18 protein-coding genes are annotated in these 14,480 nt (G+C 66.3%); 12 read left to right on the top strand and 6 right to left on the bottom strand.

Annotation, left to right across the window (positions count from 1 at the left end; all coding sequences use genetic code 11):
* The first annotated feature begins 221 nt into the window (after positions 1–221).
* The 3 genes from DK847_RS13760 to DK847_RS21030 are packed head-to-tail and all read left to right on the top strand — an operon-like array spanning position 222 to position 900.
* Complete coding sequence (locus DK847_RS13760; protein WP_111199096.1) at positions 222–611, top strand: hypothetical protein; 390 nt, start codon at positions 222–224, stop codon at positions 609–611.
* Complete coding sequence (locus DK847_RS20640; protein ID WP_161957277.1) at positions 611–769, top strand: hypothetical protein; 159 nt, start codon at positions 611–613, stop codon at positions 767–769. Before DK847_RS13760 ends, DK847_RS20640 begins: the two co-directional genes overlap by 1 nt.
* A complete protein-coding gene (locus DK847_RS21030; protein WP_280956407.1) occupies positions 766–900 on the top strand; it encodes a hypothetical protein in 135 nt (44 codons plus the stop codon). The genes DK847_RS20640 and DK847_RS21030 overlap by 4 nt, the downstream gene beginning before the upstream one ends.
* Here the strand turns inward: DK847_RS21030 and DK847_RS13755 are convergent.
* The gene (locus DK847_RS13755; RefSeq protein ID WP_111199095.1) at positions 884–1,210 is read right to left on the bottom strand and encodes a hypothetical protein; all 327 of its coding nucleotides are present in this window, start codon (positions 1,208–1,210) and stop codon (positions 884–886) included. The two genes, DK847_RS21030 and DK847_RS13755, sit on opposite strands and share 17 nt — an antisense overlap.
* A 218-nt stretch (positions 1,211–1,428) precedes the next feature.
* Here DK847_RS13755 and DK847_RS13750 point away from each other — a divergent pair, with 218 nt between their 5' ends.
* Positions 1,429–2,025, top strand: coding sequence for a TetR/AcrR family transcriptional regulator (locus DK847_RS13750; protein WP_146256127.1), 597 nt, complete (start codon positions 1,429–1,431; stop codon positions 2,023–2,025).
* Position 2,026: 1 nt separating this feature from the next.
* On the opposite strand, the gene DK847_RS13745 is transcribed toward DK847_RS13750, so the two are convergent.
* Both DK847_RS13745 and DK847_RS13740 read right to left on the bottom strand, forming a co-directional pair.
* Entirely contained in the window at positions 2,027–2,890 is an 864-nt protein-coding gene (locus DK847_RS13745) for an alpha/beta fold hydrolase (RefSeq protein ID WP_161957276.1), read from the bottom strand.
* Positions 2,891–2,903: 13 nt separating this feature from the next.
* Positions 2,904–5,048: a transglycosylase SLT domain-containing protein gene (locus DK847_RS13740; RefSeq protein WP_146256126.1), complete on the bottom strand. Its 2,145-nt coding sequence runs from the start codon at positions 5,046–5,048 to the stop codon at positions 2,904–2,906.
* Positions 5,049–5,265: 217 nt separating this feature from the next.
* Here DK847_RS13740 and dapA point away from each other — a divergent pair, with 217 nt between their 5' ends.
* Genes dapA through DK847_RS13725 form a run of 3 tightly spaced genes read left to right on the top strand, consistent with a single transcriptional unit; the run spans position 5,266 to position 7,158 of the window.
* The gene (dapA, locus tag DK847_RS13735) at positions 5,266–6,147 is read left to right on the top strand and encodes a 4-hydroxy-tetrahydrodipicolinate synthase (protein ID WP_280956406.1); all 882 of its coding nucleotides are present in this window, start codon (positions 5,266–5,268) and stop codon (positions 6,145–6,147) included.
* Position 6,148: 1 nt separating this feature from the next.
* On the top strand, positions 6,149–6,646 hold the full coding sequence (gene smpB, locus DK847_RS13730) for an SsrA-binding protein SmpB (RefSeq protein ID WP_111199090.1): 498 nt from the start codon (positions 6,149–6,151) through the stop codon (positions 6,644–6,646).
* A gap of 11 nt (positions 6,647–6,657) precedes the next feature.
* Positions 6,658–7,158: a redoxin domain-containing protein gene (locus DK847_RS13725; RefSeq protein ID WP_111199089.1), complete on the top strand. Its 501-nt coding sequence runs from the start codon at positions 6,658–6,660 to the stop codon at positions 7,156–7,158.
* Positions 7,159–7,303: 145 nt separating this feature from the next.
* On the opposite strand, the gene DK847_RS13720 is transcribed toward DK847_RS13725, so the two are convergent.
* Positions 7,304–7,957: a uracil-DNA glycosylase gene (locus DK847_RS13720; RefSeq protein WP_245414615.1), complete on the bottom strand. Its 654-nt coding sequence runs from the start codon at positions 7,955–7,957 to the stop codon at positions 7,304–7,306.
* Positions 7,944–8,540, bottom strand: coding sequence for a LabA-like NYN domain-containing protein (locus tag DK847_RS13715; RefSeq protein ID WP_111199087.1), 597 nt, complete (start codon positions 8,538–8,540; stop codon positions 7,944–7,946). The genes DK847_RS13720 and DK847_RS13715 overlap by 14 nt, the downstream gene beginning before the upstream one ends.
* Before the next feature lie 64 nt (positions 8,541–8,604).
* Between DK847_RS13715 and folK the strand changes: the two genes are divergently transcribed.
* From folK to DK847_RS13700, 3 genes are all read left to right on the top strand, one after another.
* Positions 8,605–9,090, top strand: coding sequence for a 2-amino-4-hydroxy-6-hydroxymethyldihydropteridine diphosphokinase (folK, locus tag DK847_RS13710; RefSeq protein ID WP_111199086.1), 486 nt, complete (start codon positions 8,605–8,607; stop codon positions 9,088–9,090).
* 111 nt (positions 9,091–9,201) lie between these two features.
* Complete coding sequence (locus DK847_RS13705; protein WP_146256125.1) at positions 9,202–10,623, top strand: peptidoglycan DD-metalloendopeptidase family protein; 1,422 nt, start codon at positions 9,202–9,204, stop codon at positions 10,621–10,623.
* Between the two features lie 102 nt (positions 10,624–10,725).
* Positions 10,726–11,391 (top strand): glutathione S-transferase family protein, encoded by a 666-nt coding sequence (locus DK847_RS13700; protein ID WP_111199084.1) that lies wholly within the window; start codon positions 10,726–10,728, stop codon positions 11,389–11,391.
* Positions 11,392–11,542: 151 nt separating this feature from the next.
* On the opposite strand, the gene DK847_RS13695 is transcribed toward DK847_RS13700, so the two are convergent.
* Complete coding sequence (locus DK847_RS13695; protein ID WP_111199083.1) at positions 11,543–12,403, bottom strand: ATP-binding protein; 861 nt, start codon at positions 12,401–12,403, stop codon at positions 11,543–11,545.
* A gap of 110 nt (positions 12,404–12,513) precedes the next feature.
* Between DK847_RS13695 and yajC the strand changes: the two genes are divergently transcribed.
* Positions 12,514–12,855: a preprotein translocase subunit YajC gene (yajC, locus tag DK847_RS13690; protein WP_161957275.1), complete on the top strand. Its 342-nt coding sequence runs from the start codon at positions 12,514–12,516 to the stop codon at positions 12,853–12,855.
* Positions 12,856–12,861: 6 nt separating this feature from the next.
* Positions 12,862–14,466, top strand: a complete 1,605-nt coding sequence (gene secD / locus DK847_RS13685; RefSeq protein ID WP_111199082.1) for a protein translocase subunit SecD — start codon at positions 12,862–12,864, stop codon at positions 14,464–14,466.
* The last annotated feature ends 14 nt before the right edge of the window (positions 14,467–14,480 follow it).

Genomic DNA, 14,480 nt, shown 5'->3' with positions numbered 1-14,480 from the left:
TTCTCCCAAGTCTTGGAGTTGAGACATCCCCCCATCCCCTGCAACAGATCCGGAGGTAAATGCACGATCTGGTCGAGCACGCTTCCGTTGTCACCGCAATCGGGCGGCGGGTCAACGTCTGCGAGAGAAATCCGTCGGGAATTTTGGGTGCTGTTACCGCATTGCCACAGTTTTGACTGGACAAAGATTGAATGAAATCAATTGCAAAGACGGGATTGTGAATGAAAAGGTTTGCAGTCACGCCACTGCATGTGGACGATCACGGCGCAGCCATCGACTCACCCTGGAAGTTGCGCAATCTTCCCGTCATGGATGAGTCGACCGTCTATCTGAGGCCGTTGCGCTGGATTGCCTTCCTGCCGCTGGCCCTTCTGCCGTTCCTGGCGGCGGCCGCGCTTCAGGGGCCGCGGCTCGAGGCGCGGCTGCAGCGCCAGCTGCAGGCGGAGCTCGCGGCGGCCGGGCAGGGCTGGGCCGAGGTCACGGTGCGTGGCCGCGATGTGGAGATGCGCGGCCTCGCCCCCGACAAGGCCGCCGCCGCGTCGGCCGCCGCGGTGGCGGCGGCGAGCTTCGGGGTGCGCCGCCTCGAGATTCGGACGGGGACGGCCCGGTGATGAGCACCATTGCCGATGCATTGACCTTCAGCGGAACGCTGGTCCTGCTCCAGGTTCACTGGTTCTGGATGCTGGTGGCGCTGGGGCTGGGGGTCTGGGTGGGCTGGTTCACGGCGGGCGAGCCTGCCCCGCCGCCGCCGGAGGAGGAACAGCCATGATCCATTCAGGCCTGATACATTACTGGGCCGAGCTGGCGCTGTGGATGGCGGGCCTGTTCCTGCTCGGCTGCCCCCTTGGCGCGCTGGCGCGCCGCGTGGCCGACAGGAAGCGCCTCAGCGGCGGGTCTTGAGCGAGGCCGGGCGCGGATCGAGCAGGCCGGGGATGCCGGCGAACTGGTCCTCCGGCGGGCCACCACGGTCATAAGTGAAGCCTACCCGGTCATTGCCGCGCCAGCCGGCGCTGACGTCATGCGACACGGTGGAGGGCAGGAAGCGCACCTGCAGGTGGCTGCCCAGCTGCAGGTGCTCCGGGATGCTCACCTCCACCCAGTCCTGGCCGGCCGCCATGACGCAGCCGACGTGCAGGCGCTTGCCCACCTGGTCGACGATCTCGGCAAAGCGCATGACGATGTTGCGAAGCGGGCTCTGCACGGTGTCCATCAGGGGCTTCCTTTCAGGGAACGGGAGGTGTGAAGTTTCGTCCCATCATTTGTTGCATTGTCCACGATGCTTTTGTTTCACATCTCGGTGCAATTACGGGGACAAAACGTCACTTCCTAAGGGAAAATCCGGATTTTCATTGGTATTTCATGGTATGATGATCGTGACGCAGTGTGTTTGAAATCGTTTCCAGATTCTTCTACCAGGAGCCGCAGATCATGCCGAAAAGCAGCGAACCCACCCGGCTCCGGCTCCTCGAGACTGCATCGGTCCTGGTGGCGGAGGAGAGTCTCGCCAATCTCAGCATCGAGAACATCGCCGACAAGGCCGGCGTGTCCCGCCGCACATTCTTCCAGCACTTCCCCTCGAAGGATCACCTGCTGGCGGCAGTGGTGGAATACAGCCGGCCGACCTATCTCGATCGCTACCGGACCTGGGCGGACAATTGTGGATCCGATGCGACGATTGATCAGCGCATCGCAAACATTTTCGAGAACATCACCAAGGCCGCCCACAATCCGAACTGGAAGGGCTGCTGCTTCATCCGCATGGCGGCGGAGCTGGGCAGCCTGCAGGGCCACCCCGTCCACATGCTGGTGGCCGCCGCCAACCAGGACATGGAGCGCTGGATCGAGGCCGAACTCGCGCGCGAGGATTATCGGGAGCCCACCGCCCTGGCACGCCAGCTGGTGGTGATGATCAACGGGCTGCTGATGATCCAGCTGGTGACGCACTCCTCCGCCTATGGCCAGGACATCGGCGCGCTGGTGCGCAACATGCTCGACGGCCACAGGCCGAAGAAGGCCGCGGCCTAGTTCAGGCGGCGTCCACCTGCGCGAGCCAGGCGTCGATCGCCGCTACGCTTTCCGGTTCATCGAGGAAGGGCACATGGCCGCGGTTGCTGACCGTCACCGCGGCCAGCCTGCGGTGGTGCTGGTGCATGGCCGCGACGATCTCGGCGCTCAGCAGGTCGGAGTGTTCGCCGCGCAGCACAAGCGAGGGCACATCCGCCATCATGCCGAGCAGCGGCCAGAGTTCCGCCACCTTGCCGGCCTCGATGTCGGCGACGCTGGGGAAGTTCTGCGCCAGGGCGGGGTCATAGTCGGCGCGGGGCAGGCCGTCGACCTCGCGGTAGACGCGGCGCGCGAAGGCCAGCCACTCATCCGCGCCGAGGCTGTCGAAGCCGGGGTTCGATGCCTTCAGCGCCGCAACGGCCTCGGCCCAGCTGGCGAACTGCGGGTCGCTGCCGAGATAGGTCCGTATGCGGAGCAATCCGGCCTTGTCGATCTTCGGCCCGATGTCGTTGAACACCACGCCCGCCATGCGCGGCAGTGCGCGTGCCGCCATCACCATGGCGGCGATGCCGCCGCGTGACGTGCCGATGATGGCGAAGCGCCCGATGCCCAGCGTGTCGAGTACCTGGAGCGTGTCGGCCACCTCCTGGTCGGGGCGGTAGGTTGCGGGATCGGCACGGCCCGAGCGGCCCCGGCCGCGGAAGTCGAAAGCCAGAACCCGGCGCGTGCGCGCCAGGCGCGGCGCGATGGTCTCGAAGTCCTTGGCGTTGCGCGTGAGCCCCGGAAGGCAGATGACGGGCACGGGCCCCGTGCGTTCCGCCGCATAGTCGCGCGCATAAAGCGGCGTGCCGTCGGCCGCGGTGACGAAATGCTCGGCGAAGTCCATCTCGGGGGGTGTCTCAGTCGCAGCCGGTGATGAGCGAGGCGATCGACGACTTGGCGCAGCCCTGCGGCGCCGCATCGGCGGTGGCTTCGGGTGCGGCCGCTTCGGGGGCGGCCGAGGTCGAGGCAACGTTGAGGCTGTCGGTGCGCGCGCCGCGCATCAGGTCCGCCGTCATCGGCCGCACTGTCTTGGGCGCCAGCCGCGAGCGGTAGACGTGCAGGTTCTGCATCACCTTCTGCACGTACTGGCGGGTTTCCTGGAAGGGAATGGATTCCACCCAGTCGACCGGGTCGACCTGGCCGGCACGGAAGTCGCCATATTCCTTGATCCACTCGCGCGAGCGGCGCGGCCCCGCGTTGTAGGACACCAGCGTCAGCACATAGGAACCGCCATGGTCGGCGACGAGATCGCCCAGATGCGCGGCGCCCAGCGTCACGTTGAGTTCCGGGTTCATCAGCTGCGAGGGATTGTACTTGATGCCGTGCTGCTTGGCGATGAGCTTGGCCGTGCCCGGCATGATCTGCATCAGCCCCTGCGCGCCCACCTTCGAGCCGGCATTGGGGTTGAATTCGCTCTCCTGGCGCGCCAGCGCATAGACCATCGGCTTCTCGATGGGCTTGCCCACCTGCTTCCAGTCCGGAAGGGCGCGCACCGGATAGCCCCAGGAATCGATGTCGACGTTCTGCGCCGCCGCGGCCTTGGCGAGGCGCACGGCCATGGTGGCACCGCCCGCGTCCCACACGATGGAGGCCACCGCGTTCATCTCGTCGGTCGTGTCGAAGCGGTTGGCGAAGGACCACAGGAACATGTAGAGGTCGTTCTTGGTGCCGGCCTCGGTCATGATCTTGAAGGCGCGGACCACTTCGTCCTGGGCAACCCTGGCCTGCGCGGCGGAGGAAGCCTTGCCGCTCTCGATTTCCTCCGGCACCTTGCCGAGGCCGATCTTCTCGCGCGCCAGCTGGCCGTAATAGATGGTGGAATAGGCCGAGGCCTCGCGGTAGGCGGCCTTGGCGCTGCCCTTGTCGCCCATCGCCTCATAGGCGCGGCCGGTCCAGTAGCCGGCCCGCGCCTTCTCGGTGCGCGACGGCGCGATGGCCGCTAGGCGCTGGAAGTGGCGAAGTGCCGTCTCGGGGTCGTTGAGCGAGCGCAGCGCGATCCAGCCGGCGAGGAACTCGCCTTCCACCGCCTCGTCGCCATCCGCGAAGCCATGCGCGGCGGAGATCTTGTAGGCTGCCTTGCGCGCGGCCTTGTTGTCGTCGAGGCCCACCGAGCGGCGCGCCACGATGCGGCGCTCGATCCACCAGGCCTCGGCATCGCCGATCTTGTCGGCATCGCCCGGTACGCCGAGCAGCACCTCGCGCGCCTTGGAATAGTTGTCGTTCACCCGGTGGTAGCGCGCCAGCGCATAGCGCATGCCCAGCTGCTGGCGCATGGCGGAGGGGAGGCCGGCATAGAGCTTGTCCGCGCCCTTCTCGCCGCGCACCAGCTTCTGCGCCACCGCGGCGGCCTTCTGGTACTCGGACGGCAGGCGCTTGGCGGCGCGGATGGCGGCATTGGTTTCCTGGGCATAGACGAGGCGCCACATGCGGCGCTTGTTGTCGTCCTCGGTGAGGAGGTCGCCGAATTCGGCGGCGACCTGCTTCTCCAGTTCGGCGGTGGCTTCGGGGTCGGCCCACACCTTCTGCACCTGGGCCCGCGCACCCTTGGTGTCGCCGGTGGCGAGAAGGGCGCGGGCCAGCGCGAGCGAGCCCTCGTCGGTCACCGGCTTGCGCCTGGCGAAGTGAGCGAGGATGAGCTCGGACGATTCCTTGTTCACATAGAGCGAGCGCTCGGCGCGCTTCAGAAGCGCTTCCGACAGCGGCCACTTCGGGGCGGTGTCGAGGAAGGCGAGGATGCGCTGGTAGCCCGCGTCATTGGGGTGGTCGCGCAGGTAGATCAGCTCCACGAGCTTGATCGCGGCCTCGTCGCCGGAGCGTTGCGCCGCCTGGCCCGCGGCCACGAAATCACCCTTCAGCGCCAGCCGTGCGGCTTCCACCGCGGCCGAGGACGGCTCGGAGGCGGCCAGCACCATGCCGGACTGCGACACGAATCCGGGTGTCACCATCGCCGTGGTGGCGGCGAGGGCAATCAGGCTGATACGCAGGAACCGGTTGATACGCATGAACGATCCAATCACATCCTTTAATCGTCGAGAACCGCCGCTAGGGGCCAATTGTGCCCTTTGCATGGCCTTTGGACGGGCCCCATCGGCGCTTGCCGCTCACCGGCGATGCGTCTATGGTGCCGCGCCGTTTGCGGGCTGGCGGTGAAACCGGTTCCCAAACTAGGCCAGTCATGGTTTCCAAGTCATTACCGCAAGTCATTACCGGAGCAGTCCCGTGCAGTTGAGAGGTTCCTTCCCCGCGCTCATCACCCCCATGCAGAATGGCAAGGTCGATGAGGTGGCGTTCCGGAAATTCGTGAACTGGCAGATCGAGCAGGGCTCCCATGGCCTCGTTCCCGTCGGTACCACGGGCGAGAGCCCGACGCTCGACCCGGAGGAACACAAGCGCGTGATCGAGATCTGCATCGAGGAGGTGCGGGGCCGGGTGCCCGTCATCGCCGGCACCGGCTCGAACTCCACCGCCGAGGCGATCGACTATACCGAGCACGCCAAGGAAGCAGGTGCCGATGCCGCCCTCGTGGTCGTTCCCTATTACAACAAGCCCACCCAGGACGGCCTCTACGCCCATTTCCGGGCGATTGCCGATGCGGTGGACATTCCGATCATCGTCTACAACGTGCCCGGCCGCACGGTGGCCAACATCTCGGTCGAAACGCTGGCCAGGCTCTCGCACGACTGCAAGAACATCATTGGCACGAAGGATGCCTCGGCCGACCTGACGCGGCCGTCGCGCCAGCGCCTCGCCTCGGGCAAAGACTTCATCCAGCTCTCGGGCGAGGATGGCACGGCGCTGGGCTTCAACGCCCATGGCGGCGTGGGCTGCATCTCGGTCACGGCCAATGTGGCGCCCAGGCTCTGCGCCGAGTTCCAGGAAGCGACGCTGAAGGGCGATTATGCCAAGGCGCTGGCACTTCAGGACCGGCTGATGCCGCTGCACCACGCGATGTTCGTGGAAACCAGCCCCGGCCCGGTCAAGTATGCCGCGAGCCTGCTCGGCCTGTGCACTCCGGAAGCGCGCCTTCCCATGGTGCCCGTCGTCGAATCCACCAAGAAGGCGGTGCGCGAGGCGATGATGCACGCGGGGCTCCTGAACTGAGATGAGTTCCAAGAGCGGCGGCGCAAAGGCGTCGCGCAAGGAAGAGGGCATCAAGGTTGTCTCCGACAACCGGCGCGCGCGCTATGACTACGAGATCCTCCAGGCCTTCGAGGCGGGAATCGAGCTGAAGGGCTCCGAGGTCAAGTCGCTGCGCACCGGCCACACCAACCTGGCCGAGGCCTATGCCGCGATGAAGGGGGGCGAGCTCTGGCTCATCAATTCCAACATCCCCGAATACCGCGAGGCCAACCGCTTCAACCATGAGCCGAAGCGGCCGCGGAAGCTTCTCCTCCACAAGTCGGAGATCAACAAGCTCTCGGCCGGCGTGCTGAAGGAGCATCTGACCATCATTCCGCTCAAGATGTTCTTCAACCCGCGCGGCCGCGTGAAGGTCGACATCGCATTGGCCCGCGGCAAGAAGCTCCACGACAAGCGCGAGACGATCAAGGAACGCTCATGGGACCGTGAGCGGGCGCGCCTGATGCGCGAGAAAGGCTGACGCCGGTCACCATGGTTTTCATGCAGCATCTGCTGGGCCGCAGGATGCCCAACGTCGAGCTCGAGGCAACCTCCGGCGCCCCCGTCAACCCGGCGCGCCTGCAGGGCCCGGCAGTCATCTTCTGCTATCCCTTCACCGGCAGGCCCGGCTACCCCAACCCGCCCAACTGGGACCACATCAAGGGGGCGCACGGCTCGACGCCGCAGGCGCTGGCCTATTCGGATCTCTATGGCGAGTTCCGTCGCCTCGGCGTCAAGCTCTTCGGTCTCAGCCTGCTCACAAGCGAATGGCAGCAGGATTTCGTGGCGCGCAATGCGCTCAGCTACCGCCTGCTCTCCGACCACGGCCGGCTGTTCCAGTCGCGCCTCGGGCTGCCGATGTTCGAGACCGGAGGCGGGCTCTATCTCCAGCGCATCACCTTCATCCTGCATGACGGCATCATCTCGTCGGTCCGCTTCCCGGTGCCGGAGCCGGAGAAGGATGCCGTCGAGGTGCTTGCGGCGCTGATGTAGGGCCGCGCGGTCTTCTGGGCATCTTCCTCAAGTCATCATCGCCGGGCTTGTCCCGGCGATCCTCTCCGGTGGCCACCGAAAAAAATGCCCGGGACGAGCCCGGGCATGATGAAATCCCTGTGGAGTGAGTGCCGGATGAGGGCTCTCACACCGAGTCGAGATACGCCCGCACCCGTCCGAACACCACGCGGAACATCTCGGGCGTCAGCACGCCGGTGTTGGTGTTGTAGCGCGAGCAGTGATAGCTGTCGAAGAGGCGCACCTCGCCAAGCTGGTGTTCGCCGCCGTGGCTGAAGGGATGCGCCGACTTCCTTGCGCCGAGTGCCGTCAGCACGCCATCATGTGCGATGCGGCCCAGTGCCACGATGGCCGTGAGTTTCGGCAGCGCATCGATCCGTGCACGGAGGAATCCGTTGCAGGTCCTGATCTCCACGGGCAGCGGCTTGTTCTGCGGCGGCACGCAGCGCACGGCGTTGGCGATCATCGTGTCCTTGAGCGTGAGGCCGTCCTTCGGGTCTGCCTTGAACTCGCCCTTGGCGAAGCCGAAATGGATCAGCGTGCCGTAGAGCAGTTCGCCCGCGAAGTCGCCGGTGAAGGGCCGCCCCGTGCGGTTGGCCCCGGCGACACCGGGGGCGAGGCCTGCGATCAGCAGGCGCGCATCGTCGCTGCCGAAGGTCGGCACCGGCGCGTTGAACCAGTCCGGATGCAGCTTGCGCTGCTCATGCCGGTACTGGACGAGGCGCGGGCACAGCGGGCAATCGCGGCCGGGCTCGTGGGGCTTGGGGTCAGATATCGGCAAAGTCCTCGAAGCTCTCGCGCGGGGCTTGCGGGGCAGGGCGCTCGCGGCGCTCCGATGGATCGCGGCCGATTTCGTCGCGGAGGTCGCTCAAGTCGATGAACTGGTCGGTCTGGCGACGCAGGTCATCGGCAATCATCGGCGGCCTCGTGGTGAGCGTCGAGACCACCGTCACGCGGCGGCCCCTGGCCTGCACCGCGGCGACGAGCGAGCGGAAATCGCCATCGCCCGAGAACAGCACGATGTGGTCAAGCTGGTCGCACAGCTGCATCACGTCCACTGCGAGCTCGATGTCCATGTTGCCCTTCACCTTGCGGCGGCCCATGGCATCGGTGAATTCCTTGGCGGGCTTGGTGACGACGCGATAGCCATTGTAGTCGAGCCAGTCGATCAGCGGCTTGATCGGCGAATAGTCGGCATCGTCGAGCAGCGCGGTGTAGTAGATGGCGCGGATCAGCCGCGCACGCTTGCGGAAATAGCCGAGCAGCCGCTTGTAGTCGATGTCGAAGCCCAGCGTCTTGGCGGTGGCGTAGAGATTGGATCCGTCGATGAACAGCGCAACGCGTTCATCCTGATAAAAATGCATGTCTGAAAACTCCTAAACGTGTATGGGATCGATTTAGACAGCCACCCGAAGACGCTCAAGCAAAATGATTCTCGTTGCCCTTGGCTCCAACAGTGCCGGCCCCTGGGGAACCCCGCGTGAGGCGGTGGCCGAGGCGCTGCGTCATCTCGATCGTGGTGGCATCAGCCTGGTGAAAGCCTCGAAGCTCCTCGTCACCGCGCCCTTCGGCGTCACCGACCAGCCGGACTTCGTGAATGCCGTTGCGGAACTGCGGACGGCGCTCTCGCCCGAGGAGCTGCTGGCGCAGCTGCATGGGATCGAGCGCCAGGCGGGCCGTGAGCGCACGCTGCGCTGGGGCCCGCGAACGCTGGACCTCGACCTCATCGACTATCACGGGTTGATCCGCAGCGACGCCCCGCCGCTGCTGCCGCACCCGGGCATTGCCGAGCGCATCTTCGTGCTCGCCCCCATTGCCGAGATTGCCCCGCAGTGGCGCCACCCGGTCACCGAACTCACCGCGGCGGAAATGCTGGCGCGGCTTGACCACGAGGGCGAGGGCAGGCTGCTCTGAGGGTGCGTGTTCCCGCTCTGTTCCAAAATGAACAGGACATCGTCAACGATAACGCTCCCTTAACCTAACCAAGCCATTTTTGCCCTGTCAGTTTGTTCTGGAGTTCGGGGCATGTCGTCCAAACTTTGCTTTACCGCCTGGTCTTCTCTCGCCAGGCCGCAGTTTCTGGTTTCCGCCGCCGCCGCTGTCATGCTCACCGCCTGCTCCGCAGACACGGAGCGTTTTGCGTCGAACCCTTCCGACGCCGATCCGGTCTACACCGCCAGCGTGCCGAAGAACGTGAACGCCTCGAACGTCGGCATGTCCGACACCGGCGTCGCCTCGAAGCCGCTCGCCGGCGCCTCCTCCCAGCCGCCGACCTATGACTACTCCAAGTCCTACCAGGCGCCGCAGTATCGCCAGCCGGCGCCGCAGCCGCAGGTGGCCACCACCGCACCCGCCACCGGCGGCACCGTCACGGTGGGCCCGGGCATGACGCTCTACTCGGTGGCCCGCGCCAACAACCTCTCGGTCGCCGAACTCGCCGCGGTCAACGGCATCAAGGCGCCTTACTCGGTGCACACCGGCCAGGTGCTGAAGCTGCCCGGCGGTGCTGCACCCCGCGTCGCCTCGCAGAATGCCGTGCCGCCCGACAACACCACCTTCTCCGAGCCGTCGGACACGCCGATCGCGCCGAAGCCCGGCGCGCCGGCCACGAGCGCTGCCGCCAAGCCGTTCAAGACGGGCCCCTCCGTCGCCGACTCCGGCACGGGTGAGCTGCACACGGTTGCGAGCGGCGACACGCTGTTCTCGCTCGGCCGCAAGTTCGGCATGTCGCCCTATGCCATCGCCGATGCCAACGGCCTGCCGCACAACGCCCAGCTGGTGCTCGGCCAGAAGGTGAGGATCCCGGCGGGCGGCGAGTCTGCCCCGGCGGTCGCCGCCGCGCCCAAGCCCGCGGCACCCAAGGCCACCACCACGGCCGCGGCCGGCGCCATGCCCGCCGCCACGGGCGAGGAAGCAGCCGGCGACACCGCCTCCAAGACCACCGCGGCCGCCGTTCCCGAGCCGATCCCCGGTTCCTCCGCCGCCGCCACGACGCCGCCTGAGGCTGCCGCCGGTGGCCAGCAGGTCGCCGAAGGCGCGCCGATTGCCGGGGCGCCCGGCATGCGCTGGCCGGTGCGCGGCAAGATCATCTCGGGCTTCGGCCCCAAGGCCAATGGCCTGAAGAACGAGGGCATTAACATCGCCGTGCCGGAAGGCACCTCGATCCGCGCCGCAGCCGATGGCGTGGTCGCCTATTCGGGCAACGAGCTGAAGGGCTATGGCAACCTCGTGCTGATCCGCCACGAGGACGGCTATGTGACGGCCTACGCCCATGCCAGCGAGCTCTTCGTCAAGCGCGGCGACACGGTGAAGCGCGGCGACGTCATCGCCAAGGCCGGCCAGACCGGCTCGGTGTCGAGCCCGCAGCTGCACTTCGAAGTGCGCAAGGGCGCGGTGGCGCTGGACCCGATGAAGTTCCTTTCGCAGAACACCGCGTCCGCCAACTGATTTCGTCCCAAGTGTGAAACTCAAGGCCCGGAGGCAACTCCGGGCCTCTTGTTTTTGTGCGCCGTTCGGCCATGCTCCCCGGCCTCGTCAGGGAGCAGGGCCATGATCACGGTGTGGGGGCGGCGCAATTCCGTCAATGTGCAGAAGGTGCTGTGGGCGCTGGAGGAACTGGACATCGCCTACACGCGTGAGAACGTGGGCGGCAGCTTCGGCGGCAACAGGGATGCCGATTTCCTCGCCATGAACCCGATGGGCCTCGTGCCGGTGATCCGCGATGGCGACGTCACCATGTTCGAGTCCAATGCCATCCTGCGCTGGCTCGCCGCGCGCTACCGGGCAGGGGTGCTGCGCCCGTCGGATCCGAAGGGCCTTGCGATGGCCGAGCAGTGGATGGAATGGGCGCAGGTGAATTTCTCGCCCGCCGTCGGCACGCTGCAGATGAACCTCGTGCGCACGCTGCCTGAGAGCCGCGACCATGCCGCCGTCACCGCCGCCACCACGCGCGCGGCAGAACTGGCCACACTCGCCGACCGGTGGATCGCGCGGCACGACTGGTTCGCGGGCCATGACTTCAGCTTCGCCGACATCGTCATGGGCGCGCTGTTCTGGCGCTACAAGGGCCTGGCGATCGAACGCCCCGCCACGGCGCATCTCGACGAATGGCTCGATGCGTTGCAGGAACGCGACCCCTTCCGCCGCACCGTGATGGCCGTGCCCCGCGCCAGGGACCTCGCCGACTGGAACCGGATCGAGAAGGAGACGGGTTAGGGACGCCGCAGCCGTCACTGACTCCTCTCAATCCATCATGCGCGGGCTTGACCCGCGCTTCCTTTTCGACCGCCAGAAGAGGATGGCCGGGTCGAGCCCGGCCATGATGAATACAAGGATGAATACAAGGGAGTGAGGGCGTCTCTCTGTCCTACTCCAGCCGCTGCCCCAGCTTGCCCGCCAGGTCCTGGATGTACTGCCAGGCCACGCGGCCCGAGCGGCTGCCGCGGGTGGCCTGCCATTCGATGGCGCCGGCGCGCAGTGTCTCGGCGTCGGCCTTCAACCCATAATGCCGCGCATAGCCCTCGATCATCGCCAGGAACTCGTCCTGAGAGCAATTGTGGAAGCCGAGCCACAACCCGAAGCGGTCGGACAGGGAGACCTTCTCCTGCACCGCCTCGGAGGGGTTGATGGCGGTCGAGCGCTCGTTCTCGATCATGTCGCGCGGCAGCAGGTGGCGGCGGTTCGAGGTTGCGTAGAAGATCATGTTGGCGGGCCGGCCCTCGATGCCGCCGTCGAGCGCTGCCTTGAGCGACTTGTAGGACGTGTCGTCGGCATCGAAGGAGAGGTCGTCGCAGAACACGATGAAGCGGTCATCCGGGTGGCGCCGGATGAGGCCCATCAGCACCGGCAGGCTCTCGATGTCTTCGCGGTGGATCTCGACCAGCTTCAGCCGGCCGCCGGTGGCTTCGTTGATGGCGTGGTGGGCGGCCTTGACGAGGGACGACTTGCCCATGCCGCGCGCCCCCCAGAGCAGCGCGTTGTTGGCGGGCAGCCCGCGGGCGAAGCGCTCGGTGTTCTCGATCAGGATGTCGCGCGTCAGGTCGATGCCGCGCAGCAGCGACAGATCGACCCGGTTGACGCGGCGGACCGGCTCCAGACCGGGCGGTGCGGCGTGCCAGACGAAGGCGGAAGCGGCCCCGAGGTCGGGCTGCGCCGCCCGCGGGGGGGCCAGCCGGTCCAGCGCGTCGGCGATGCGCAACAGCAGTGAATTATCGATTTCCTGTGCCATTCTGCACTCTTAGCCGAGGGCAGCGGGGCCGTAAAGAAGCACCAATCGATTGGTTGCAATAGAGGCAACCATCGCTATATTCCGCCCAAACTTCGTTCAGGAGAACATCCTTGTTCATCACTCCGGCCTTTGCCCAGGCCGCCGGCGCTCCCGCCGGTGCGGGCGACTTCATCGGCATGGTGCTGCCGCTCGTGCTCATCATGGGCGTGTTCTACTTCCTGCTCATCCGCCCGCAGCAGAGGAAGATGAAGGAGCATCAGGAGATGCTCAAGAAGGTGGGCAAGGGCGACACGATCGTGACCAGCGGCGGCCTCATCGGCCGCGTCGTCAAGGTCGTGGACGACAACGAGCTGCAGGTGGAGATCGGCGAGAACATCAAGGTGCGCGTGCTGCGCACCGGCATCGCCGACGTCCGCGCCAAGGGTGAGCCCGTCAAGTCCGAAGCCAAGTAAGCGCCGATGCTGCATTTCAGCAAATGGAAGCAGTTCGGCATCCTGTTCGCGGTGCTCCTGTCCATCGTGGTGGCGCTGCCCAACGTGCTGCCCGCCAAGTACCAGGACATGCTGCGGCCCTATGGCCTGCGGCCGATGACGCTCGGCCTCGACCTGCAGGGCGGCGTCAACATCCTGCTCGAGATCGACCGCGACGACCTGAAGAAGCGCATGACCGAGCAGCTGGTGGGCGACATCCGTTCCAGCCTGCGTGAGGCCAAGATCGGCTACAACGGCATCAACCGCGGCCCCGATGGCGTGCGCGTGCGCATCACCAAGCCCGAGGACGTCGACCGGGCGGTGACCGACCTGCGCAAGCTGGCGCAGCCCGTCGATGCCGGCGGCCTGTTCGGCACCGGTGCGGCGACATCGCTGTTCAACGTGTCCGTCGATGGCCAGCAGGTGAACTTCACCTTCAACGAGCAGGGCATCGACAACAAGATCCAGCAGGCGGTGAGCCAGTCGATCAAGATCGTCGAGAAGCGCGTGAACCCTGACGGCGTGGTGGAAGCAACCATCCAGCAGCAGGGCAAGGACCGCATCGTGGTCCAGCTCCCCGGCGTGCAGGATTCCCAGGAGGTGAAGAGCCGGCTGGACCGCACCGCCAAGCTCACCTTCCAGCTGGTCTGCGAGGCCCAGCCCACCGCCGCCGGCCAGAATCCGCCGCCCGAGTGCAAGGCGCTGCCGATGAAGGATGATCCCAAGAACATCATCTGGATCCAGACCTCGAGCCGCGCCACGGTGGACGGCGCCGACCTCACCGATGCGCGCGGCGCCTTCGACCAGTCGAACCAGCCCGTCGTTTCCTTCCGCTTCAACCAGAAGGGTGCGGAGCGCTTCGGCAAGATGACGCGTGACAATGTCGGCAAGCCCTTCGCCATCGTGCTCGACGACATGGTGATGAGCGCGCCGCGCATCAACGAGCCGATCCTCGGCGGCTCCGGCCAGATCTCCGGCAACTTCACGGTGGAAGAAACCAACAGCCTCGCCGTCGTGCTGCGCTCCGGCGCGCTGCCCGCCAAGCTCACCATCGTGGAGGAGCGCACCGTGGGCCCGAGCCTCGGCTCCGACTCGATCTCGGCCGGCTTCAACGCCTCGATCATCGGCCTCGCGCTGGTCGTCATCTTCATGGTCATCGCCTATGGCCTGTTCGGCCTCTTCGCCAACATCGCGCTGCTGGTGAACCTGGTCATGCTGATCGCGGTGATGAGCTTCTTCGGCTTCACCATGACGCTGCCGGGCATCGCGGCCATCGTGCTCACCATGGGCATGGCGGTGGACTCCAACGTCATCATCTTCGAGCGCATGCGCGAGGAGTGGCGCAACGGCCGCTCGGCGATGAGCGCCATCGAGACCGGCTTCAAGGCCGCCTTCGGCACCATCTTCGATTCGAACTTCACCGCGCTCATCGCGGCGGTGGTGCTGTTCGGCGTCGGCTCCGGCCCGGTCAAGGGCTTCGCCATCACCCACGTGATCGGCATCCTCACCACCGTGTTCACGGCCTATACGGTGACGCGCTACATCGTGTCCCTGTGGGTCGGCTGGGCCAAGCCCAAGGAGGTTCCGCTCTGAGGGCGGAGGTCATC

Origin of the sequence: Aestuariivirga litoralis, assembly GCF_003234965.1 — a bacterium.
Lineage (GTDB): Bacteria > Pseudomonadota > Alphaproteobacteria > Rhizobiales > Aestuariivirgaceae > Aestuariivirga > Aestuariivirga litoralis.
This window is presented reverse-complemented; position numbering and strand designations above follow the sequence as displayed.